The sequence below is a fragment of the Arthrobacter sp. CMU6 genome (assembly GCF_059090205.1).
This window is the reverse complement of sequence record NZ_JBNHFL010000033.1, coordinates 31,153-52,899: the sequence shown is the minus strand read 5'-3', so window position 1 is coordinate 52,899 and position 21,747 is coordinate 31,153. Positions and strand designations below refer to the sequence as shown.

The window sequence follows — 21,747 nt, the reverse complement described above, 5'->3', positions numbered from 1 at the left end:
CGCTGCTGCCCGCCCACGAGGGAGTCGCGGTCTACGCCGCCCTGACCCGGCACGCCGACACCCTCCACGCCACCGGCGACCCCCGCAGCCTGGGACAGATCAAGGCCGACACCCTAGTCGAACGGACCACCGGCACCCCCGGCGGCATCACCGGCATCGACATCAGCCTCGTCATGACCGACCGAACCCTCCTCCAAGCCGACACCGAACCCGCCCGCCTCACCGGCTACGGTGCCGTCCCCGCTGCCTGGGCCCGCAACCTCCTCAACCAGTCGGAAGCCCCGGACAGCAGTCAAGCACAGGACATCAGGCCAGCCCCGGACCGGAGACCAACAGCGGGACAAGACACTCCGGCTGTCGCCTCAAACACCGGCCAGAAGGACGCTACGCAGAAGCTCAAGATCTGGCTCCGCCGCCTCTACACCGCCCCGGGAACGGGCGACCTCGTGGCCATGGACTCCCAAAGGCGGCTCTTCCCGGCACCGCTGCGCCGCTTCATCCAGATCCGGGACGACACTTGCCGCACACCCTACTGCGACGCACCTATCCGCCACCTTGACCACATCATCCCCTGGCACGAGAACGGACCAACCAGCCTGGCCAACGGTGCCGGGCTCTGCGAAGCGTGCAACCACACCAAGGAACTCCCCGGATGGAAAGCAAAGCCCAGGCCCGGGCCGCGGCATACCTTCGAGATCACCACCCCCACCGGCCACAATTACCGCTCCACGGCACCCCCGTTACCAGGGACCAGCCTGCGCGAAACAGGACTCCGCGAAAGGCACCAGTCCATGCAGCCCGGCCCGGCCGCGTAGACCGTATGGTGCTAGGTCGCGGGAAAGCAAGCCGCGGGAAGCAAGCCGCGCGGAGACGTAAACGCGGAGTTGTAAGCGCGGCAGGGCATAAGTTGGGGATGAATACACCTCAGGCGGGACAGTCATTCTGCCCCGCCTGAGGTGATCGCCAGCGCAGGTCTAGGCAGTCAACCCACCCAGCGCTACCTGACTACGGCTGCTCGACGAGCAGGCCCTTGGCCTTCAGCACCTCGGTGAGGTTGCACAGCTCGATGGTGGTTCCGCCGGCCTGGTAGAGGCCGATGAGCTCGCGCTCGGCGTCGTCACGTTCCTGGGAGAGGCGGATGACTTCCTCGATCTCTTCCTTCCGGACCACAACAACTCCGTCGGCGTCGCCGCGCAGGACGTCGCCCGGGTAGATGATCTCGTCACCGAAAACCACAGGGTGGTTGATGGGGCCAATGGTTTCCTTAACAGTGCCCTTGATGGAGACACTGCCCGAGAAGACGGGCAGGCCCAGTTCAATGAGGTCCTGGGTGTCGCGGACGCCGGAGTCCGTTACCAGGCCCGCGAGGCCCTTGGCCTTCATGGCGTTGCCGAGGACGTCGCCGAACGTTCCGGCTTCCTCGTACTCCCCCGCCGCGGCCAGGACAACGTCCCCGGCCTCGGCGTAGTGGATGGCCACCTGCAGCATGAGGTTATCCCGCGGAGCGCAGCGGACAGTGGTGGCGGGACCGCAGAAGGACATGCTTCGGTCGATCGGCTTGATCTTGGAGCTGAGGGCTCCCTTGCGGCCCTGTGCCTCGTGGATCGTGGCCGAGGAGAACTGCGCCAGGCGACGGACGGCATCGGCGTCGGGTCGTTCGATGTTGGTCTTTACGTGGATCACGGAATTTTCCTTCATTTGGTGGGTTGGCTGGGGGCCCGCTTGGCGAGGGTTAGCTGAGGGCCCGAACGGCCTTATCGATGGCTGCGATGGACTCTTCGATGACGTCGAGGCTGGTGGCGTAGGAGATCCGGAAGTAGGGGCCCAGTCCGTAGGCCGATCCCTGGATGACGGCGACGGAGGCTGCCTCAAGAAGGTAGAGCGTGAAGTCCTCGTCATTGGCGATGACCTTCCCCTCCGGGGTGGTCTTGCCAATGGCACCGCCACAGTTGACGTACACGTAAAAGGCGCCTTCCGGCGTCGCGCATGAAAGGCCGTCGACGGCGTTCAGCCCGGCCACCGCTGCATCGCGCCGGCTGCGGTAAACCTCCACACTCTCCCGCACGAAGGTCTGGTCGCCGGTGAGCGCGGCGGCGCTGGCGGCCTGGCTCACGGAGGACGGGCAGGAGGAGATCTGCGACTGGAGCTTGTTGATCGCCGCGATCAGCGGCGCCGGCCCGGCGGCGTAGCCCAGCCGCCAGCCGGTCATGGCGTAGGCCTTCGACACGCCGTTGACGGCGAGAATCCGGTCCTTCAGTTCCGGCGCTACCTCCACCAGGCTCGTAATCCGGCCGGAACCGAAGTAGATCTGGTCGTAGATCTCGTCCGTGAGGACGTAGACGTTCGGGAAGTTCGCCAGCACATCCGCCAGGGCCCGTAGTTCCGCCCGGGTGTACACGGCACCTGTGGGGTTCGACGGGGTGTTCAGGATGACCCACTTGGTCCGTTCGTTCAGCGCCCCGGCCAGGGCTTCGGGGGTCAGCTTGAAGCCCGACTCCTCGCCGCAGGTGACAACCACCGGGGTGCCCTCGTTCGCGAGCACCATGTCCGGGTAGGAAACCCAGTACGGGGCGGGCACCACAACCTCGTCGCCCGTGTCCAGCGAAGCCATGAACGCCGTGAAGATCACCTGCTTGGCGCCACCGCCGATGGTGATCTCAGCCGGGGTGTAGTGGATGCCGCTGCGCAGCTCGATGGTCTGGAGGATCGCCTGCTGCAGCGCTGGCGTGCCGGTGACCGAGGTGTACTTCGTCTCGCCCTTGCTGATCGCCTCAACCGCTGCAGCCTTGATGTGCTCAGGGGTATCGAAGTCCGGCTCACCAACTGTCAGGTCCAGGATCCGGCGCCCTTCCGCTTTCAGCTCACGCACGCGGGCCGCTGCGGCCACGCTGGCAGAAGACTTGATGCGGGACACTCGCGATGCAGGTTCAAATTCAGACATGGTCTCTTCCTAGGGAGTCAGGAGGGAGCGATACTCGTTCCTTCGACACTAGGGACTCCCGGCCGGTATGGATAAGACCTAATCTGCGTGGGCGGATAAGCGTCTCTTATGGACCGCCGTCGAACGTCCTGCAGAAGAACCCTGACCAAACCTTTTGGTTATGGGTCCACGCACTATAGGTATTTCCGCCGCACCGTCCGGCCTGCCTAGCCTTCTACATAAGTCGGGCCCGCTTGGCGGGCGCAATTTGGCGGGCGCCATTCGGCGGGCGCCACTTGGCCGGCCCAATCCGGCGCCGTACGACGTAAATCCGAACCGAGGAGTGCTCTTGGCTGTTCTGCACCGCGACGACCGCCGGGAAGGCTATTACCGCTATCGGGGACGGCGAAACCGGACGCGACTGCTGTCCAGGCGGAAAAGACACGCAAGCTGCTCAGGGACAGCAGGCAGCGTATTTCCTTCAATGCCGCCAGCATGCGCGCCTTCTCCGTCCGGCTGAACCAGCAGATCGCCCAGGCGCTTTGCGACGGCCTGAAAGTCACCCGCATCGCCGAGGCCGCGGAGCTCTCCCGCTGGGCGGTCCGCACCGTGGGCCTGTCGTCCGACGACCTGCTCCCGTCGGGTCTGCCGGCCGAGCAGCACCTTGCCGCCATCCGCCGGCTCAAGTCGGAGCTGGCTGAACTTGAGGAGTCCAAGGCCGCTCTGGAGGACCGCCGCCTGGGCCTCCTGGCAGCAGCACGACGGCGGGGGGTTCTGGATGACTATGAGCTCGCCGCCCTCAGTGGTTTGCAGCGCGAAATGATCCGGAAAATGACCTGGGGCATCCAGCCGGAATCCGGAGCGATCCCGGCGTAACCCGGCAGGGCGTCGTCGTACGCGGCGTCGTTCTCGTCAAGGCCTAGCGAGGGAGCGCAAGCGAGCGTAGCGTCGTTCGGAGGAACGGCGGTGTCGGCAGCGGCAGGCCTAAGGGTAACTGCACGCTTGCTGGTTGCTCGGAGGTGGCCCCGATGGCTGGATGGAATGCTGATACGGCGGCAGGACCGCTGGGTGCCGGGACCGTCACGCTGGTTGAGGGATCGTCCTTCTGTATTTCCTTGCCGAACGGGGACATCAGTACAGAGCATCCGCATGGCCTTTTTGTGCGCGACGCCCGCATCCTCTCGGGCTGGAGCCTGACGGTTGATGGCCTGGCGCTTGAGCCGCTTGCCGCGGAGACGAAGGAGCCGTACCGGGCATTGTTCGTCGGCCGGGTTCCGCGCACGGACGGCTACGCCGACAGCCCGCTGATCGTGGAGCGGCTGCGGGAAGTGGGGGCCGGCCTCCAGGAGCAGGTCACCGTCCGGAACTTCTCCCTCGAGCCGGTCGACTGCGCCGTCGCGCTGAAAATCGGGGCCGACTTCGCGGATCTCTTCGAGGTGAAGGAGGCGCGGATCCAACGGCGCTGGGACGAGAACCGGCAGGCCGACGGCGGCGCGCTCACCATCCGGGCGGCGTGGCAGGACGTCCGGAAGGGCGTGGTGGTCCAGGCCCCGGGTGCGGACGTTTCGGCGGACGCGGTGACGTACCGGGCCACTGTTCCGGCGCATGGGCACTGGAGCGCAGTCCTGACCGCGCTGCCCGTCACCGAGGGGACCGATTCGGCGATGGCTTTTGTCCATTCCGAGGGGGACGGCCTGTCGCCCCGGGACCGCCGTCGGCGGGAGTGGGTGGCGAAGATCCCGGTCCTGCAGATGGGCAACCGGTCTGTTGAGCGGACCCTTAGCCGCAGCTACGACGATCTGGGCGCCCTTCGGATTGAGGACCCCGACCACCCTGAGCGTGTGGTGGTGGCCGCCGGGGCGCCCTGGTTCATGACCCTGTTCGGCAGGGACTCCCTGTGGGCTTCGGTCATGGCGATGCCGGTGGACCCGTCCCTGGCGCTGGGCACCCTGCAAACCCTGGCGGACCGCCAGGGATCCGTGGTTGATCCCATGACCGAGGAGGAACCGGGCAAGATCCTCCACGAGGTGCGGCTCGACGTTTCCAGCGGGCTGTCCCTGGGCGGCAAGTCAAACTACTACGGCAGCGTCGATGCCACGCCCCTGTTCCTGATGGTGCTCGGGGCGGTCAGCCGCTGGGGCTTCGGCAAGGAGACCATCGCCGCGTTGCTGCCCCACGCGGACCGGGCGCTCGAGTGGATCATGAACTACGGGGACAAGGACGGCGACGGCTTCGTCGAGTACGAGCGCCTCAATGACCAGGGGCTGATAAACCAGGGTTGGAAGGACTCCTGGGATGGAATCAACTTCGCCAACGGCAAACTGGCCGAGCCCCCGATCGCACTCTGCGAGGTCCAGGCCTACGTCTACGTCGCCTACCTGTCGCGGGCGTGGCTGGCGTACGACGCCGGGGACACGGCTTTGGGGGATGAGCTCACTGACCGCGCGGCCCGGCTGAAGAAACAGTTCAACGAGCAATTTTGGATCGCGGAACGCGGGTACTACGCCATAGCCCTCGACGGCAAGAAACAGCAGGTGGACGCGTGTGCCTCGAACATGGGGCACTGCCTGCTGCAGGGACTCATTGACCAGGACAAGGCCCCGATGGTGGCCGAGCACCTGATGTCCCCGGAGATGTTCAGCGGCTGGGGCGTGCGCACCCTGGCCAGCGACATGGGTGCCTACAACCCCGCCAGCTACCACAACGGATCTGTCTGGCCGCATGACAACGCCATCGTCGCCGCCGGGCTACTCCGCTACGGCTTCGTGGAAGAGGCGCAGCGGATCGCCACCGGGATGATGGACGCGGCCGAATACTCCGAGGGCCGCCTGCCGGAGCTGTTCTGTGGCTTCAACCGGGAGCAGCTCGCCGTCCCCGTCCCGTATCCGACGGCGTGCTCACCGCAGGCCTGGGCGGCCACCGCGCCGATCCAGCTGGTCACTAGCCTGATGCGGTATGACCCGGTGGTGTCCGCCGGCGGGGTGTGGATGGATCCCGTTCTTCCGGAGTCATTCGGGGACCTGCACATCCGCAACGCGCCGCTGGGCGGCGGCCGCATCACCATCGACATTGCCAACTCCGTTCCCTCCGTCCAAGGACTTCCGGAAGGGATGACGTTCCACCAGGGGCACCGGCCCTGGATGATCGAACTGGTTCAGCAGGCCACTCACCGCCGAAACGAACGGTTCGAGAGTTGGGGCCGGTAGCGGCGCCGCCGCCCCGTGTCATGCGACGCCTTCCAGGATCTTGGCCCGTGGCTGCACGGAGACGTAGTCGCCCTTGAAGAAGAGGAGCGGATCGACGTCGGAACGGGCGCTCAGCGCGTGGACCGCCGCCACCACAATGGTGTGGTCCCCGCCGTCGTACTCCTGGTGCAGCTCGCAGTCCACCCAGGCCAGGGCGCCGTCGAGGACAGGGTTGCCGAGGGGCGACGGCGAGTGCTCAACACCGGCGAACTTGTCCGCTCCGGGCCGGGCGAACTGGGCCGCGAGGTGCTGGAGGTCGGCGGGGAGGATGTTGACGGTGAAGCACCCAGCCTGGCGCAACAGCGGCCAGGTGCTGGAGGTCCGTGCCGGGCTGAAGGTCACCAGCGCCGGTTCCAGCGAGAGGGACGCAAAGGACTGGCAGGTGAACCCGGCAGGGCCGTTCTCGGTGGTGGCGGTGATCACGGTCAGGCCTGTTGCGAAGTGGCCCAGCACGTTGCGAATCCGGCGCGGGCTGAGGTCTGAGAGTTCCGTCATGGCGAGTCCTTTCGAAGCGTGTACACCCAATCAAGCACCTCGCTGCCCGCTTCCCAACCCCGGCTGCAACGAACTGACGCGCATGGAAACGCAGCTTCACCGGCCGAAGCGGGGCGTAACAAAACAGTCCAGGATGCATGCCTCTGGGTGACGAAGAACGTCGGGACACGTCGCTGCTGTGGGAACCGTCCCGGCAGTGCGTTTGGAGCTGCGGCTCCTGGCCGTGCTGCCGCAGGCCCGCCGCTCGGGCATCGGCTGGAGGCTGCTTGCCGAGTCGGCGAACCTTGCCCAGGCCACCGGCGCCAGCGGCCTGGTGCTCGACACGGGGGCGGACAACGAACGGTCCCAGCAGCTGTACCGGCGCTTCGGCTTTGTCCGGCGGCCGGAACGGGAGCGGCCCCGGCCTGCTCCGAAGGTCCAGGTGGTGGTGTACACGCTGGACCTGGCGGGATACCGGGCGGCGTAGTCAGCCGCAACGTGGCGACCGAGTTCTACACACGCAGGACACCGGCCCAGAGCTTGCCTAGGCTACCGGTACGTGGTGTGCCCGAGAGGCCAGGGAGCGGTCTGCAAAACCGTTTACGCGGGTTCGAATCCCGCCATCACGTCAGCTTCGGGCGGCTGGCTCAAGTGCCAGCGGACGCCGACGCCTGGACGTAGGTAGTCGGTGAGGAACCCGGTGAGAACGTCTCCTGGTGAGCAGATTCGCCAGTCACATTCTGATTTGCGGTAGAAAACTTCGAAACACTCCGCAAATGAGACATCATGGTTGTCATGCCGAAAATCCGCATCTCCGAAGCAGCGCGCTTCCTGGGCGTCAGCGACGACACCGTCCGCCGCTGGACCGAGAACGGGACCCTGACCCCGGTGAAGGACGCCTCCGGCCGGCTGGCCGTCGAGGGGCTCGAACTGGCGCACCTCGCCCGCGAGCAGGCGCAGCTGCCCGAGGACCCCACCCGTGTAGGAAGTTCAGCGCGCAACCGGTTCGTTGGCCTGGTCACCGGCATCACCGCGGACAAGGTCATGGCCCAGGTGGAGCTGCAGTGCGGCCCGTTCCGCGTCGTCTCCCTGATGAGCAGCGAAGCCGTCAGGGAGCTCGGCCTTGAACTCGGCTCCGTGGCCACCGCCGTGGTTAAGGCCACCACGGTCATCATCGAAACACCCCAGGGAAAGAGCATCATATGAGCATCCCCCGCGTTCGCATCAGCGCCCTGCTGGCTGCCGGCGTCCTTGCTGCCGGGCTGTCCGGCTGCGCTGCTTCCAATACCGCGAACGTCGCGGCCCAGAACGGCAGCTCGACGGAGGCCGGGACCGGCGGCACCCAAAAGCCGTCCGGTACCGTGACTGTGTTCGCCGCCGCATCCCTGAAGGCCACGTTCACCAAGATCGCCTCCGAGTTCGAAGACGCGAACCCGGGCACCAAGGTCACGCTCAACTTTGCCGGGTCCTCGGACCTGGTCACCCAGATCACCCAGGGCGCTCCGGCGGACGTGTTCGCTTCCGCCGACACCAAGAACATGGCCAAGCTCTCCGACGCCAGGCTCACCGACGGAACGGCGAGCAACTTCGCCACCAACGTCCTGGAGATCGCGGTTCCGCAGGCCAACCCGGCGTCGATCACTTCCTTCACTGACCTGGCGAAGCCGGGCGTCAAGGTGGTGGTCTGCGCACCGCAGGTACCCTGCGGCTCGGCCACCGAGAAGGTGGAAAAGGCCACCGGGACCGTCCTGAAACCCGTCAGCGAGGAATCGTCCGTCAGCGATGTCCTGGGCAAGGTCACCTCCGGGGAAGCCGACGCCGGCCTGGTCTACGCCACCGACGTCAGGAATGCACGCGACAAGGTCAAGGGCATCCCGTTCAGCGAGGCGGACCAGGCCGTGAACACCTACCCGATCGCCACCGTGGGCAGCAGCAGGAACAAGGAACTGGCCAGCGCCTTCATCGCCATGGTCACCGGCAGCGAAGGCAAGAAGGTCCTCAGTGACGCCGGTTTCGGAACCCCGTAGCAAGGCCTGGACGGCCCGCAAAACAAACAGACAGGACACCGGATACACCGGGGTTCCACCGTGGGTGTTCGCTCTCGCAGCAGCAGGAGCCCTGTTTGTCCTGCTGCCGCTGGCCGCCATGGTGGCCAAGGTGAACTGGGGGCAGTTCATCCCGCTCATTACCTCGGAGTCGTCCCTCACCGCGCTGGGGCTCAGCCTGCGGACCTCGGCCGCGAGTACCCTGCTGTGCATCGTGCTGGGCGTGCCCCTGGCAATCGTCCTGGCCCGGGCCAGGTTCCCGGGCCAGCGGCTGCTGCGGGCTTTCGTGCTCCTCCCCCTGGTCCTGCCGCCGGTCGTCGGCGGCATCGCCCTGCTCTACACGTTCGGCCGGCAGGGCCTGCTCGGGCGGAGCCTGGAGCTGGCGGGGATCCAGATCGCCTTCTCCACCACCGCCGTCGTTCTCGCACAGACATTCGTGGCGCTGCCGTTCCTGGTGGTCAGCCTCGAGGGTGCCCTGCGCACCGCCGGCACCAAGTACGAGGCGGTGGCGGCGACGCTCGGCGCGCGCCCCACCACGGTATTGCGGCGCGTCAGCATCCCGCTGGTGCTGCCGGGACTGGCTTCCGGCGCCGTGCTGTCCTTTGCGCGCTGTCTTGGGGAGTTCGGCGCTACCCTGACCTTCGCCGGCAGCCTGCAGGGGGTCACCCGCACCCTGCCCCTGGAGATCTACCTGCAGCGGGAAACCGATGCCGATGCCGCCGTCGCGCTCTCACTGGTGCTGGTCGCGGTGGCCGTTGCCGTCGTCGGACTTTCCTACCGGCGGCCCCGGGCGGTGGCGGCAGAGGCGGGGCCGGCAGCATGACCTTCACCCTCAACGCCGCGCTGCACGCGCGCAACTTCGACGTCGGGCTCACGCTCGGGCACTCTGAAACCGTCGCCGTGCTGGGGCCCAACGGAGCCGGCAAGTCGACGCTGCTGGGAATCATCGCCGGGCTGCTCCGCCCGGACAACGGGCACGCAGTACTCGGAGACAAGACACTCTTCAACCTCGACGGCGGGAACAGCCACTTCCTGCCGCCGCACGCCCGGGGAACAGCACTGCTCGCGCAGGAGCCGCTGCTCTTTCCGCACATGAGCGTGCTGGAGAACGTCGCCTTCGGGCCGCGGGCGGCGGGCGCGAACCGGGCCAGTGCGCTGCAGACGGCACGGCATTGGCTGGCCGAAGTGGAGGCCGCGGAGTTCGCGGACCGGCGGCCAGGCCAGCTCTCGGGCGGACAGGCACAGCGCGTCGCCATCGCCCGCGCCCTGGCCACGGATCCCGAACTGCTGCTCCTCGACGAACCCATGGCCGCCCTCGACATCCATGCAGCCCCCATGCTGCGCAGGCTCCTCAAGCGCGTCCTCGCCAACCGCCGGGCCATCATCATCACCCACGACGTCCTGGACGCCCTCATGCTCGCCGACCGGGCCGTCGTCGTCGAAGGCGGGCGGATCACCGAGGAAGGACCCACCCGCGGCGTCCTGGAGAAACCGCGCAGCAAATTCGCTGCCGGTTTGGCAGGCATGAACCTCCTCCCCGGCACCATCACGGGCCGCGGGCTCACGTCCGACGGCGGGCTGGACATCACCGCGCACCCCGAGGACGGTGCAGTCCCCGGCCAGGACGGCGTCGCCGTCTTTTCGCCGACAGCGGTCTCGGTCTTCCTGGGTGCTGAACACGGCAGCCCGCGGAACTCCTTCGCCGTCACGATTACAGACCTGGAACCCCACGGCGACCAGATCCGCGTCCACGCCGGCGGGCTGTCCGCGGACATCACACCGGCAGCCTCGGCAGACCTCGGACTCACACCCGGGATGACCGTCTACTTCGTCATCAAAGCCACCGCCGTCGCCGTCTACCCTGCGTAGCTTTTAGCGGCACTCCGCCCGGTGCCGGCTGCCTTTGCAGCTATCCATGCAGCCGCAGGCGTGCAACAAAGTCGGCGATGATCGGTCTCTAGTCCACGTGGGTGTAGGTCCTCCTGGCGGGCGAACCGCCCGTTTCCTCGAACATGCACGTGACGTGGTCAAGCCCGGTGACGACGAGCGGCGCGCTGTCCCCCAGGCGCCATGTCACCGACGGAACTAGCCCTGACGGCGTCAATGATGGTCCGCGAGGCAGCAGCGTTCCGGGGCTGCCCGGTGAACGGGCCGCCTGCCCAGTCGTTATCCAGGATGATTCGGCAGCGCGGCTTTATATTGATCATGTTCATTCTGAGCAAGTGTGGTCTGTTCAGACCTGCCCTGCCTCAGGCGATTTCAATGGCTGGAACCCAATTACTTGCGCTTGGGCAGCACCGGGGACAGCGCCAGAACCAAGATCCCTGCCAGCGGCACCACACACTGCTTGTGTACGGACGTACACAACGCCTTGCGGGGCGGACAGCCCGAAGGCCGCCCGCCCCATTCGAGAGGTCCCGCGCAAGGGATCAGTTTTTGACCACATCCAGCTCGACGACTGCCCAGGACAGCGCCGGCAGGGTCAGCCGGAGCTCGGAGCCACTGGCCTTCGCCCCTTCCAGGGGTTTGAGGCCCACGCGGTCCGGGCTGCCCTGGGTGTTGATCGTGAAGCGGTCGCCGCCCTCCGGGATTTCCAGAACCTCGGCGCGGAGCACCTGGCGGGCGTCGAAGCCGCGCAGGGCCACCTCGACGTCGGCCGCTTCCTCCAGGCCGCGGTTCGCGAAGAACAGCGCCACCCTGCCGGTTTCCTCGTTCCACGTCGCGCTGACGTCCACGAGGTCGGTGTCGCCGAACCGGGCATTGCCGTACTTGTCAGAAGCGACGGAGAGGCGCAGGATCTGGCCCTGCGCCAGTTCGGCCATCCGGGCGAAGGGGTGGAATATGGTCTGGCGCCAGGCCGGGCCGTTCTCCTCGCTGAAGATCGGCGCAATCACGTTGACCAGCTGCGCCTGGTTGGCGATCTTGACCCGGTCGCCGTGCCGGAGCAGCGAGTTGAGCAGGGTGCCGACGACGACGGCGTCCGTCACGTTGTACTTGTCCTCGATGACCCTGGGGTGCTCGCGCCAGCCGGCCTTGGAGACGTTGTGCGGCTGGTCCTCGGTGTCGAGGCCGCGCTGGTACCAGACGTTCCACTCGTCGAAGGACAGGTTGATGTGCTTCTTGTGCTTGCCCTTGGCGCGCACGGCGTCGGCCGTGGCTATCACCGACTCGATGAAGTAGTCGGTGTCGACGGCGCTGGCGAGGAAGCTGCCGACGTCGCCGTCGTGCTCCTGGTAGTACGCGTGCAGCGAGACGTAGTCCACCTCCTCGTAGGCGTGGGCCAGGACGGTCTGCTCCCAGGCGCCGAAGGTGGGCATGCCGGAGTTGGAGCTGCCGCAGGCCACCAGTTCGATGTCCGGGTCCACGAACCGCATTGCCTTGGCGGCCTCCTGGGCCAGCCGGCCGTATTCCTCGGCGGTCTTGTGCCCGATCTGCCAGGGCCCGTCCATCTCGTTGCCGAGGCACCACAGCTTGATGTTGAACGGGTCCTTGTGCCCGTTCTTGGCGCGCAGGTCGGACAGGTAGGTGCCGCCCGGGTGGTTGGCGTACTCCACGATTTCGCGGGCCGCGTCCACGCCCCTGGTGCCCAGGTTGATGGCTTCCATGATTTCGGTGCCCGCCTGCCGGGACCAGTCCACGAACTCGTGCAGGCCGAAGGCGTTGGTCTCGAGCGTGTGCCAGGCGCCGTCGAGCCTGCGGGGACGATTTTCCCGGGGGCCGATGCCGTCTTCCCAGTTGTAGCCGGAGACGAAGTTGCCGCCGGGGTAGCGGATGACGGTGGCACCGAGCTCCTTGACGAGCTTGAGCACGTCCTGCCGGAAGCCGTTTTCGTCGGCCTCCGGGTGGCCGGGCTCGTAGATGCCGGTGTAGACGCAGCGGCCCATGTGCTCAACGAAGGAGCCGAAAAGGCGGCGGGGTACTTCCCCGATGGTGAAGTCGCGGTCGAGGGTGATCCTTGCGCGGGACATGTGAGGTATCTCCTTGGTTGTGGAACAGGTTCGTTGATAATCAGTGGACAGCGAAGGTGCGGATCAGGTGCCGGCGAGTCCCGTCGTCGCAACGCCCTTGATGATCTGGCGCTGGAAGAACAGGAAAACCAGGATCAGCGGCAGCGCCGCGAGCAGCGCGGACGCCATGTTCTGCGCGTACTGGATGCCGTAGGCGCTCTTGATGGTCTGCAGCCCCACCGGCAGGGTCAGGATGGACCCGTCGTTGGTGGAGATGAAGGGCCAAAGGAAGTTGTTCCAGGCGCTGATGAACACGAAGATCGCGACGGCGGCCAGGATGGGGCGTGAAAGCGGCAGGATGATCTGGGTGAAGATCCGCATCCGGCTGGCGCCGTCCATCACCGCGGCCTCCTCGAGCTCACGCGGGATCTGGTCGAAGAACTTCTTGAGCACGAACACCATGGCGGGGTGGATGACCTGCGGCAGGATGATGGCCCACGACGTGTCGATCATGTGCAGCGCCACCATCTGGTAGAACAGCGGGATGATGAGCACCGGCGGCGGGATGATGATGGAGGCGATGATCACCGTCATCAGCACCTTCTTGCCGCGGAAGTCGATGCGGGACAGGGCATAGGCCACCAGTGCGGAGATGGCCAGCGTGATCACGGTGATGGCGGCGGAGGTGTAGAGGGAGTTCCACGTCCACAGCGGGATATTGCCGTCCTGGAACACCTTGATGAACGCATCGGCGGTAAAGCCCGACGGCGGGATCCAGCTTACTTTCGGCGCTGCGGCGTCCGTCTCGCTCTTGAAGGCGGTGACGGTTGCCCAGGCGAAGGGGACAAGCCAGAGGACGGCCAGGATCGCGGCGACCACCAGGACGGCGGCCCTGCCCGCCGTCATCTTCTTCCGGGGCTGGCGGAGCGGTGCGGCGGACGTGCCGCGGGGCGCGGGTCGGGTGAGGGTCTGGGTTGCCATGGTTATGCACTCCTGCGGCGAGTGATAAAGAACTGCATGGCCGAGACGGCCACGATCAGCCCGAAGAAGATGTAGGAGATGGCTGCGGAGTAGCCCAGCCGGTAACCGGTGAACCCGGTTTCGAAGATGTACTGCACCACCGGCCGGGTGGAGCCGGCGGGGCCGCCGGCTGTCATCTGGTACACCTGGTCGAAGATTTTCAGCGAGGCCAGGATCTGCAGGAGCACGATCATCACAGTGGTCGGGGTGAGCTGCGGCAGGGTGATGGAGAAGAACTGCCGCCAGGCACCGGCACCGTCCAGCGACGCGGCCTCGTAGTGCTGCGCCGGAATGTTCTGCATGGCCGCCAGGTAGAGCAGGAAGTTGAAGCCCACTGTCCACCAGAGGGTGGCGATGACGATGGACCACATCGCCACGTTCGGGTCGTTCAGCCAGGCCACCTTGGGCAGCCCGATTTTCGCCAGTGAGTCGTTGATCAGGCCCAGCTGCGGGTTGTACATCCAGGTGAAGAAGAGGGAGACCACGGTGGAGGCAAGCAGGTAGGGGGCGAAGTAGGAGAGCCGCCACAGCCACTGCGCCGGCAGCCCGACGTTCACCAGTGCGGCCATGACGAGGGCAACGAGCACCAGGGGGACCGTGCTGATCACCGTGAAGTAGAGCGTGTTGCCGAGGGAGTGCCACATGTCGGCGTCCGCCAGGGCTTCGGCGTAGTTGGCCAGGCCGATCAGGCTGTCATTGGCCCCGGTGAGGGACTTGCCGGTGAGGCTCATGTACAGGCCGTACAGCAGGGGCCAGACGAGGAAGACCAGGAAGAACGCCAGGAACGGGGCCGCAAAGCCCCAGCCGTTGAGGTTGTCCCGGGTCCGGCGGGGACTGGCGGTCTCTGAGCCGGACGCGTTTTTAAAGGACGGGTTTCTGCGTGACAGGCCAGGGAGGGACGACGCCTCACGCTCGGCGTCTTGGGATGTTGCTAAGGAACTCATCGGGGACTCCTTTGTCGCTCAGTTTTCTCGCTGAGTGGGCTCAGACCGGGTTGGGCCGGGAAAGAAGGGTGTTGGTGCGCCGCACAAAGGCGTCCCAGCCGTCGGCTGCCTTGTCGCGGCCAAGAAGTACGTTCTGCACGTTTTCCGCAAAGTAGGTCTGCCAGTCCGAGCCCGAGCCGCTGAACCAGGCCTCGGGATCGTAGGCGATGATATCCGCGGCGTTGGCGTAGTGGATCTGGGGCGTGAGGTCCCGGTAAGCCTGCGACTGCACAATCGGCTGGTAAGCCGGAATGTGGCCGGCCTCCGCCCACGACAGCGATCCCTTGAGGATGTCGCTAACGAACTTGTACACGTCGCGCCGCTTCTCGTCGTCGACGTTCAGCTGCCGGGGCAGGACGAAGGAATGCGAGTCCGCGTAGGACGCCGGCGTCCCGTAGAGCGTGGGGATGGTGGCGGCATCGACCGGCAGGTCTGCCTTCTTGAAGGTGGGAAGTTCCCAGACGCCGCTGAACAGCATCCCTGAACCGCCGCGGGCAAATTCGGCGATACCCGTCCCGATGTCCCCGCTCTTGGCGGCGACGGTGTCATCGAACAGCGAAGCCATGAATTCCAGGGAATCGACGGCGGCATCCCGGTCGGCCTTCATCGGCTGGCCGGGGGTGAGTTCCATGTCCGCCCCATGCTGCTTGTAGAGCGTGTAGAACAGGCGCCACATCTGGGATCCGCTGCCGAGGTAGCCGAAGGACAGGCCGTGCGCCTGTGTGACCTTCTGCATCTCGCGCGCCATCGCCAGGAAGTCCTGCGGCGACGTCACCGCCTGCAACTGCCCGTTGGCTGCGAGGACCCCTGCCTTGCCGGCGACGTCGGTGTTGTAGAACATGACGAAGGGGTGGGAGTCCAGGGCGATGGAGAACACCTTGCCGTCGTGCTGGCTCTTGTCCCAGATCCGCGGGGCGAAGCTCCCGGCCGTCACGCCGTGTTCGGCCAGCAGGGACATGTCCCACGGGTCGATCAGTCCGCCCGGCGCATAACCGGGGACACGGCTGGCGTGCATGATGGCAAGCTCCGGGGGCCGGCCGCCGGCTGAGGCCATGGCCAGCTTGGTGTAGTACGGCGGGCCCCATGCGAGGACCGTCGGATGAACCTTGAAGCCGGGGTTGGCCCCATTTGCCGCGCTGATCATGGCCTGCATCTTGATGCCGTCGCCGCCGGACAGCAGATGCCAGAACGCGATGTCCCGGACGGCCGCCGCGGAGGCGATTCCGCCGCAGCCCGTGAGGCCCGCCGCGGCAAAGACGCTGCCCAGCGCCGTGGTTCCCGCCAGCAGCTGCCGCCGGGACACCTGTTTGCCGGACAACTGTTTTCCGGCGAAAAAATCAAACTGCTTCACCCGTCACTCCTTTGGATGGGTCCGCTGAAAGTAATCCTTGTGGCACCGCGCCAGCCATTCCGGACCGCTGCAACCGGATCCGGTGAAGGCTGGCGTGTGACGCAGACCTCACATTACATCGTTGTAAAACCGGGCACAAGGAGAAATTGTTAGCGCCAACAATTTGAGGGCACTCTCTTGTTTAGCTGCGGGTGCTCCCCCGCTCCACAATGCTGTAGTCGACGGTGACCACCCGCTGCCCTCCGGACCTGTCGGCCATCCGCGCGGTGAGGAGCCGCAGGGCTTCGCTGGCCACGCGGCGCTTGTCAAAGGAGACAGTGGTGAGGGACGGGACGGCATATTGGCCGTCGGCGATGTCGTCAAAGCCGGCCACGGCAACGTCGTCCGGAACCTTGATTCCCCGCTTCCACAGCACGCTGAGCGCACCGATGGCCATGGAGTCGGTGAAGCAGAACAGCGCGTCCGGGAGCGGGTGGGAATCCAGATAGGAGGCGAGAGCACCGGCAGCCGTCTGGGGCGTCCACTTCTCGCAGGGGATCAGCAGCGAGTCGTCCCGGGCGATGCCGAGTTCCTCAAGCGCCGCCTGGTAGCCGCGGGTGCGCAGAACTGCCGCTGCGGAGTGGCGTCTTTCGGCAGTTCCGAGTACAGCGATCCGGCGCCGGCCCGCCCGGGCCAGCGCGAGGGTCATGTCCCGGGCGGCGGCAACACTGTCCACCCACACCCGGTCGGCCAGCTGTTGGGACACCTCCCCCAGCAGAACCACCGGGGGCAGGGAGACGCCCACCTTGACGGCGCTCTCGTCCAGCACCACGGGGTTGAGGATCAGGCCGTCGATGAGGTTGGACCGCGCCCGGGACATGAGTTCGTATTCGCGGCGGGGATCGGACCCGGTTTCCTCGATCTGGACGCGCCAGCCCTGTTCGTGGGCCACCTCCACCACGTTGTGGGCTATCTCGGCGGAGTACGGCGTGGCCAGGTCCGGCAGTGCCAGGGCAATGACACCGGACCTGCCATTGCGCAGGCCCCGGGCGGAAAGGTTGGGCACATAGTCGAGTTCGAGGATGGCCTGCTCCACCTTGAGCCTGGTGGATCCGCTGACCGGCACCACGCCGTTCATCACGTTCGAGACAGTCTTGGGCGAGACCCCGGCACGGCGCGCGACGTCCTTGACCGTTGCGCGCACTGCTCCCCTTTCAAAGCCGGATGTGAACGATGTTACAGCCCGCTACCCCGCGTGGCTGCCGGGAGGGCCCCATTGACCGTTGCCTCCGGACTCCGAATAGTGGGGGCATGGCAACACGGATTTCCGACACAGACTTCTCATCCGCCGACGGCGTTGCGGAGTGGCGCGTGCTCTTCTGGGGCGCGAAGACCCTCTACGAGACCGGGGACTTCGCCACCGGCGCGAGGTTTGTTGCCGCGATCGCGGAGGCCGCCGAGGCCCTCGATCACGCCCCGCTGGTGGATCTCAGACCGGACACAGTCACCGTCCAGGTCATCACGCCGGGCGTGGGCCTGAGCGACCGCGACCTCGAGCTGGCCCGCAGCATCTCCGGAGCCGCTGCACGGCTTGGGCTGAAGGCGGACCCGTCGGCCGTGCAGCACGTGCAGCTCGCGTTCGACGCCGCGGACCGCCCGGCCGTCATGGAGTTCTGGCGTGCGGCGCTGGGCTACGTCGCCGTCGGGGACGAGGACCTCGTGGAGCCCAACCTGATCGGTCCGCCCGCGTGGTTCCAGGACAAGGAGTTCATTCCGCCGCGGAACCGGATCCACGTGGACGTCTCGGTCCCGCATGACCAGGCGCAGGCCCGCGTCGACGCTGTCGTGGCTGCCGGCGGCCGGGTCCTCGGTGACCGCTTCGCGCCCGCATGGGTTTCCCTCATCGACCCCGAAGGGAATGTGGTGGACATTTGCACCTGGCAGGGACGTGACTAACGGCCCTGCACCCGTTCGCAGGTTCGTGCTCACCAGCATCCTCACGTGCGCCCAGACGCCCGGCATGCCGCACTTCTGGCACAAGAGGCTGGCAGAGCACCGGCTCGAGGAACAGCAGGTGCCGTTCGTGGCGCTCCGTCCCGGCGCCTTCCTGGACCAGGCGGCCCGGTTCGACGGCGACCCGTTCGCGAAGCGCCGGCTGACCTGGTTCGGTTCCAGCGAGGTTCCGATGGCGTCCGGCAATAGCGCACCTTTTCCTGATCCAGAACGGGGCGGACGACGGCGGGAGGCTTCCGCCGTCGTCGTCCCGTCTGCGCCGCCAGAAGGTTAGGCGTCAAGGAAACGCAGCAGGTGCGGGAGGGTCGCGTGCATGGCCTTTAGGTCGCCGTCGCTGGCGGCCAGTTCGCCGAGGTAGTCGCCGTGGCCGCCGGGCACGACCAGAAGCCGGGCACCGGGGATGGCGCGAGACATCCGCACGGCCTGTTCGGGGCCCATCACATCCTGGTCGGCGCTGAGCACCAGCGTTGGTGCCGTGATCCTTCCGAGGTCCTGCTCCGACCAGCCCCGGAAGCCGACGATGCGCTGCCGGTCAAGCTCGAAAAGCCGTTCGAGGTGCGCCGGGTCGGGATTGAGGCTGCGGTCGGCGTCCTGGTAGACGGCGGGCATGTTGTCCAGGGTGGCCGCTTTCATGCCCTCCCAGAATTCGTCGGGCAGCGCGTCCCGGCTGAAGAACGTGGAGGCGGCGATGAGGCGGCGCACCCTGGCCGGGTGCTGCATGGCCAGTGCGAGGGCTGTGTGGCCGCCGGCGCTGAAACCGAGCACGTCCACCGAATCCAGGTGCAGCTGGTCGAGGACCGCGAGGACGTCCCCGGCTGAATTCTCGGCGGTGAGCGCCCGGTCGGTTGCCGCGGTCCGGCCGTGGCCTTCCTCGTCGACGGCGATCACCTGCCGCTGGGCCGACAGCAGCGGGATGATGCTGGCGAAGTTCGTCTGGATGGTGGAGCCCCCGCCGGGGATGAGGAGCAGCGGTGAACGGCCGTCAACCGTCTGGCCATGGACCTCGTAGTACATGCGCAGGTCGCCGTTGGCCGCGTATCCGGAGGTGAAAGTCACACGGCATCCTAACGCCGCGTGGTTACGGGTGGGTAGGGCTTCCCTCGCCAATCCCAGTGTTCAACTTCCGGACATTCAAGGTACGTCAGTCTCGTAATTCCGATTCAGATACCGGTGGTTTCGTAATTCCGTCACCCCCCAACACCTGACGGAAGGCCCCTTCATGCACGCTCGTGCAGGCATCATCGCCGCTTCATTGATTGGTCTGCTCGCCCTGGCCGGATGCTCCGGCGGAGCAAGCGCCTCCACTGATTCCCCCTCCAAGGAACTCACTTTCGCCACTCCTCCGGGCACCGACGATCCCGAGGAGCAGCAGATCATGGCCGACCTTGCCACCATGGTGGGCGAGGCTTCCGGCCGCACGGTGAAGAACCTCCAGCCGGCCGACTACCTCGGCGTGGTGGAGGCTGTGCGCAACGGCTCGGTGGACGTCGCGGTCCTCAGCCAGTTCTCGGCGGCACTCGCCTACAAGACGGATAGCGTGGACCCGCTCCTCGTCTGGGGCGCCAGCAAGGAACCCGCCAGCTTCTGCCTCACCCGGACGGACAGCGGCGTCAACACCGTGGCCGACGTCAAGGGACGCCAGGTTGCCTTCGTGGACCCCGGCTCCACCACCGGCTACTTCATGCCCAAGTCCCTGCTGGCCAAGTCCGGCCTGACCGGTGGCACGGACTACAAGAGCACCTTCGCCGGCTCCCACGACTCCGCCGTCATGGCCATGATGAATGGCAGCGTGGACGTCGCCTGCACGGCACGCCAGCTCTATCCGACGTTCCTCGAGAAGAAAGTCTTCACCGAGGACAAGGTCAGGATCATCGCCAAGTCCGACCCCATCCCGGTAGGCGTCTCCATCGTGGTCCGCAAGGACCTGGACGAAGAGGCCCGCACGGCCCTGAAGGAAAAGCTGCCCGCCCTCATGGCCGGCAACGCGAAGGTCGCCAAGACCCTCGGCCTCACAGGCGAGCCCGCCGCCGACCCCGAGTTCAGCACCTACGCACCGCTCGTGGACGTGGCCCAGTCCATCGGCGTGGACCTCGAGGACCTGCGGTGACCAGCGCCGCACTCACCCGCCCAGCGGCCGTCAGCCCGCCGTCCGCCACGCCCAGGGAACGCCCGACGGCGGGACCCCCTACCGTCGTCGGCCGCCGCCTCCGCGTCCAGTACGGTGAGCAGGTTGCCCTGAACGACGTCGACCTGGACGCGTTCCCCGGCGAAGTGCTGGCCCTGCTGGGCCACTCCGGCTCCGGGAAATCCACGCTCATGAAAACCCTCACCGGCCTTGCGCCCTTCACCGCCGACTCCCTGGATGTGGCCGGGCGGGACATCGCCCGGCAGTCACCGGCGGGACTGCGGGAGCTGCGCTCCGACGTCGGCCATGTCTTCCAGCACTTCAACCTGGTGCCCCGGCTCAGCGCCCTCACCAACGTGCTCACCGGTGGGCTGCACAGCGCCGGGCCCATCAACCTCCTGGGCACGTTCAGCGCAGCCCAGCGGACCCAGTCGCTGGAGCTCCTGGATCGGGTGGGCCTGGCCCACAAGGCGAAGCAGCCGTGCCGCAGCCTAAGCGGCGGCGAGCAGCAGCGCGTCGCCATCGCCCGTGCCCTCATGCAGCGGCCCCGGCTCATCCTCGCCGACGAGCCCGTTGCCTCGCTGGATCCGCGCCTCGCCGGAAACATCCTCGGCCTGCTGCGCGACATCGCGCGGGAGGAACAGATTCCCGTCATCGTCAGCCTGCACGTCGTCGGCCTCGCCCGCCGGTACGCCGACCGCGTCCTCGGCCTGCACTCCGGCGAAGTGGTCTTCGCCGGCTCCGCCGCCCACATCACCGAAAAGGAGGTGCAGCAGATCTATGGCGCCGACACTGAGCTCCTCGAAAACTGAAACGCAGGAGATGGCCCTGCCGGCGTCGGGCATCCAGCTCACGGAAGCGGACAGGCTCCGGCTGTCCCGGCCTTTCAGCCTCCCCACGGTCCGGGGCGCCGCTCTCTGGGCGGTCATCGCCGTCATTCTTGTCTGGGCTGGCGCGGGGGCGGGCCTTGACCCGGACAAGCTGGTCAGCGGCCTGCCCAACATGGGTGACTTCCTCGCTAGGCTCTTCCCGCCCACGTTCGACAAGTTCGGCACTATCGCCAGGCTCCTCATCGAAACCCTGCAGATGGCAGTGGTGGGAACGGTCCTCGGCGCAGTCGCGTCGCTGCTTCTGAGCTTCGGCGCGGCCAGCAACATCGCCCCGCGCTGGGTGTACGCCGGCTGCCGCTGGATCCTCAATGTGCTGCGGTCCATCCCGGAACTCATCTACGCCCTCATGTTCGTCTCCGCCGTGGGCCTGGGACCTTTCGCCGGCATCCTCGCCATCGTCCTGGGTTCCGTGGGATCGATTGGCAAGGTCTATGCCGAGGCCATGGAGTCCGTCCAGCCCGGGCCCGTGGACGCGCTGACAGCCGTTGGCGCGGACAAACGCCAGATCATCACTTACGCCATCCTCCCCCAGGCCGCTCCCCTGCTGGTCAGCTACACGCTCCTGCTTTTCGAGGGCAACGTCCGTGGCGCCACCATCCTGGGCCTTGTTGGCGCGGGCGGCATCGGCCTGGAGCTGACCACCGCCATGCGCATGTACGACTACGGCCACCTCTGCGCCATCATCCTCAGCATCATCGTCCTGGTCAGCATCATCGACCGCCTCAGCGCCGTCATCCGTGCCAAGCTCAGTTAGG

The 21,747-nt window shown here is 66.7% G+C and carries 22 protein-coding genes and 1 tRNA gene; 14 read left to right on the top strand and 9 right to left on the bottom strand.

What is annotated here, in order from left to right; all coding sequences use genetic code 11:
• Positions 1-815: HNH endonuclease (locus AC5RWD_RS19695; RefSeq protein ID WP_494021630.1), on the top strand; the 815-nt coding region annotated here is incomplete at its 5' end.
• Positions 816-1,005: 190 nt separating this feature from the next.
• On the opposite strand, the gene AC5RWD_RS19690 is transcribed toward AC5RWD_RS19695, so the two are convergent.
• Positions 1,006-1,683: a 4-carboxy-4-hydroxy-2-oxoadipate aldolase/oxaloacetate decarboxylase gene (locus AC5RWD_RS19690; protein ID WP_494021629.1), complete on the bottom strand. Its 678-nt coding sequence runs from the start codon at positions 1,681-1,683 to the stop codon at positions 1,006-1,008.
• 49 nt (positions 1,684-1,732) lie between these two features.
• Complete coding sequence (locus AC5RWD_RS19685) at positions 1,733-2,941, bottom strand: aspartate transaminase (protein WP_494021628.1); 1,209 nt, start codon at positions 2,939-2,941, stop codon at positions 1,733-1,735.
• 474 nt (positions 2,942-3,415) lie between these two features.
• Between AC5RWD_RS19685 and AC5RWD_RS19680 the strand changes: the two genes are divergently transcribed.
• Both AC5RWD_RS19680 and AC5RWD_RS19675 read left to right on the top strand, forming a co-directional pair.
• Complete coding sequence (locus AC5RWD_RS19680) at positions 3,416-3,796, top strand: hypothetical protein (RefSeq protein ID WP_494021627.1); 381 nt, start codon at positions 3,416-3,418, stop codon at positions 3,794-3,796.
• A 152-nt stretch (positions 3,797-3,948) separates the two neighbouring features.
• Positions 3,949-6,126, top strand: coding sequence for an amylo-alpha-1,6-glucosidase (locus AC5RWD_RS19675; protein ID WP_494021626.1), 2,178 nt, complete (start codon positions 3,949-3,951; stop codon positions 6,124-6,126).
• 18 nt (positions 6,127-6,144) lie between these two features.
• On the opposite strand, the gene AC5RWD_RS19670 is transcribed toward AC5RWD_RS19675, so the two are convergent.
• A complete protein-coding gene (locus AC5RWD_RS19670) occupies positions 6,145-6,660 on the bottom strand; it encodes a flavin reductase family protein (RefSeq protein ID WP_494021625.1) in 516 nt (171 codons plus the stop codon).
• A 196-nt stretch (positions 6,661-6,856) separates the two neighbouring features.
• On the opposite strand from AC5RWD_RS19670, the gene AC5RWD_RS19665 reads away from it, so the two are divergent.
• The 6 genes from AC5RWD_RS19665 to AC5RWD_RS19640 all read left to right on the top strand — a co-directional run bounded on the left by AC5RWD_RS19665 (position 6,857) and on the right by AC5RWD_RS19640 (position 10,553).
• A complete protein-coding gene (locus AC5RWD_RS19665) occupies positions 6,857-7,126 on the top strand; it encodes a GNAT family N-acetyltransferase (RefSeq protein ID WP_494021624.1) in 270 nt (89 codons plus the stop codon).
• A gap of 71 nt (positions 7,127-7,197) precedes the next feature.
• A tRNA-Cys gene (locus AC5RWD_RS19660) sits at positions 7,198-7,268 on the top strand.
• Between the two features lie 166 nt (positions 7,269-7,434).
• Positions 7,435-7,845 carry a TOBE domain-containing protein gene (locus AC5RWD_RS19655; RefSeq protein WP_306925962.1) on the top strand — a complete coding sequence of 137 codons (411 nt, stop codon included), beginning with the start codon at positions 7,435-7,437 and terminating at the stop codon, positions 7,843-7,845.
• A complete protein-coding gene (gene modA / locus AC5RWD_RS19650) occupies positions 7,842-8,666 on the top strand; it encodes a molybdate ABC transporter substrate-binding protein (protein WP_494021623.1) in 825 nt (274 codons plus the stop codon). Before AC5RWD_RS19655 ends, modA begins: the two co-directional genes overlap by 4 nt.
• Positions 8,641-9,507, top strand: coding sequence for an ABC transporter permease (locus AC5RWD_RS19645; RefSeq protein WP_494021622.1), 867 nt, complete (start codon positions 8,641-8,643; stop codon positions 9,505-9,507). The genes modA and AC5RWD_RS19645 overlap by 26 nt, the downstream gene beginning before the upstream one ends.
• A complete protein-coding gene (locus AC5RWD_RS19640; RefSeq protein WP_494021621.1) occupies positions 9,504-10,553 on the top strand; it encodes a sulfate/molybdate ABC transporter ATP-binding protein in 1,050 nt (349 codons plus the stop codon). The genes AC5RWD_RS19645 and AC5RWD_RS19640 overlap by 4 nt, the downstream gene beginning before the upstream one ends.
• A gap of 560 nt (positions 10,554-11,113) precedes the next feature.
• Here the strand turns inward: AC5RWD_RS19640 and arfA are convergent.
• The 5 genes from arfA to AC5RWD_RS19615 form a co-directional block, all read right to left on the bottom strand.
• Positions 11,114-12,652, bottom strand: coding sequence for an arabinosylfuranosidase ArfA (gene arfA, locus AC5RWD_RS19635; protein WP_494021620.1), 1,539 nt, complete (start codon positions 12,650-12,652; stop codon positions 11,114-11,116).
• Between the two features lie 63 nt (positions 12,653-12,715).
• On the bottom strand, positions 12,716-13,612 hold the full coding sequence (locus tag AC5RWD_RS19630) for a carbohydrate ABC transporter permease (protein ID WP_494021619.1): 897 nt from the start codon (positions 13,610-13,612) through the stop codon (positions 12,716-12,718).
• 2 nt (positions 13,613-13,614) lie between these two features.
• Complete coding sequence (locus tag AC5RWD_RS19625; protein WP_494021618.1) at positions 13,615-14,595, bottom strand: carbohydrate ABC transporter permease; 981 nt, start codon at positions 14,593-14,595, stop codon at positions 13,615-13,617.
• 40 nt (positions 14,596-14,635) lie between these two features.
• Positions 14,636-15,985, bottom strand: a complete 1,350-nt coding sequence (locus tag AC5RWD_RS19620) for an extracellular solute-binding protein (protein WP_494021617.1) — start codon at positions 15,983-15,985, stop codon at positions 14,636-14,638.
• A 181-nt stretch (positions 15,986-16,166) separates the two neighbouring features.
• Entirely contained in the window at positions 16,167-17,168 is a 1,002-nt protein-coding gene (locus tag AC5RWD_RS19615) for a LacI family DNA-binding transcriptional regulator (RefSeq protein ID WP_494021616.1), read from the bottom strand.
• Between the two features lie 107 nt (positions 17,169-17,275).
• Here AC5RWD_RS19615 and AC5RWD_RS19610 point away from each other — a divergent pair, with 107 nt between their 5' ends.
• Together AC5RWD_RS19610 and AC5RWD_RS19605 are read left to right on the top strand one after the other, a co-directional pair.
• Positions 17,276-17,920: a 4a-hydroxytetrahydrobiopterin dehydratase family protein gene (locus AC5RWD_RS19610; RefSeq protein ID WP_494021615.1), complete on the top strand. Its 645-nt coding sequence runs from the start codon at positions 17,276-17,278 to the stop codon at positions 17,918-17,920.
• On the top strand, positions 17,913-18,251 hold the full coding sequence (locus tag AC5RWD_RS19605) for a hypothetical protein (protein ID WP_494021614.1): 339 nt from the start codon (positions 17,913-17,915) through the stop codon (positions 18,249-18,251). The genes AC5RWD_RS19610 and AC5RWD_RS19605 overlap by 8 nt, the downstream gene beginning before the upstream one ends.
• On the opposite strand, the gene AC5RWD_RS19600 is transcribed toward AC5RWD_RS19605, so the two are convergent.
• Positions 18,248-19,033, bottom strand: a complete 786-nt coding sequence (locus AC5RWD_RS19600) for an alpha/beta fold hydrolase (protein WP_494021613.1) — start codon at positions 19,031-19,033, stop codon at positions 18,248-18,250. The two genes, AC5RWD_RS19605 and AC5RWD_RS19600, sit on opposite strands and share 4 nt — an antisense overlap.
• A gap of 163 nt (positions 19,034-19,196) precedes the next feature.
• Between AC5RWD_RS19600 and phnD the strand changes: the two genes are divergently transcribed.
• The 3 genes from phnD to phnE are packed head-to-tail and all read left to right on the top strand — an operon-like array spanning position 19,197 to position 21,746.
• Entirely contained in the window at positions 19,197-20,084 is an 888-nt protein-coding gene (gene phnD, locus AC5RWD_RS19595) for a phosphate/phosphite/phosphonate ABC transporter substrate-binding protein (RefSeq protein ID WP_494021612.1), read from the top strand.
• The gene (gene phnC, locus AC5RWD_RS19590) at positions 20,081-20,914 is read left to right on the top strand and encodes a phosphonate ABC transporter ATP-binding protein (RefSeq protein WP_494021611.1); all 834 of its coding nucleotides are present in this window, start codon (positions 20,081-20,083) and stop codon (positions 20,912-20,914) included. The genes phnD and phnC overlap by 4 nt, the downstream gene beginning before the upstream one ends.
• Entirely contained in the window at positions 20,883-21,746 is an 864-nt protein-coding gene (gene phnE, locus AC5RWD_RS19585) for a phosphonate ABC transporter, permease protein PhnE (RefSeq protein WP_494021610.1), read from the top strand. The genes phnC and phnE overlap by 32 nt, the downstream gene beginning before the upstream one ends.
• The last annotated feature ends 1 nt before the right edge of the window (position 21,747 follow it).

Coding starts and splice junctions, on each gene's coding strand:
- AC5RWD_RS19685 (WP_494021628.1), bottom strand. CDS start 2,941: ATGTCTGAATTTGAACCTGCATCGCGAGTGTCCCGCATCAAGTCTTCT.
- AC5RWD_RS19680 (WP_494021627.1), top strand. CDS start 3,416: ATGCGCGCCTTCTCCGTCCGGCTGAACCAGCAGATCGCCCAGGCGCTT.
- AC5RWD_RS19675 (WP_494021626.1), top strand. CDS start 3,949: ATGGCTGGATGGAATGCTGATACGGCGGCAGGACCGCTGGGTGCCGGG.
- AC5RWD_RS19670 (WP_494021625.1), bottom strand. CDS start 6,660: ATGACGGAACTCTCAGACCTCAGCCCGCGCCGGATTCGCAACGTGCTG.
- AC5RWD_RS19655 (WP_306925962.1), top strand. CDS start 7,435: ATGCCGAAAATCCGCATCTCCGAAGCAGCGCGCTTCCTGGGCGTCAGC.
- modA (WP_494021623.1), top strand. CDS start 7,842: ATGAGCATCCCCCGCGTTCGCATCAGCGCCCTGCTGGCTGCCGGCGTC.
- AC5RWD_RS19640 (WP_494021621.1), top strand. CDS start 9,504: ATGACCTTCACCCTCAACGCCGCGCTGCACGCGCGCAACTTCGACGTC.
- arfA (WP_494021620.1), bottom strand. CDS start 12,652: ATGTCCCGCGCAAGGATCACCCTCGACCGCGACTTCACCATCGGGGAA.
- AC5RWD_RS19630 (WP_494021619.1), bottom strand. CDS start 13,612: ATGGCAACCCAGACCCTCACCCGACCCGCGCCCCGCGGCACGTCCGCC.
- AC5RWD_RS19625 (WP_494021618.1), bottom strand. CDS start 14,595: ATGAGTTCCTTAGCAACATCCCAAGACGCCGAGCGTGAGGCGTCGTCC.
- AC5RWD_RS19610 (WP_494021615.1), top strand. CDS start 17,276: ATGGCAACACGGATTTCCGACACAGACTTCTCATCCGCCGACGGCGTT.
- phnD (WP_494021612.1), top strand. CDS start 19,197: ATGCACGCTCGTGCAGGCATCATCGCCGCTTCATTGATTGGTCTGCTC.
- phnE (WP_494021610.1), top strand. CDS start 20,883: ATGGCGCCGACACTGAGCTCCTCGAAAACTGAAACGCAGGAGATGGCC.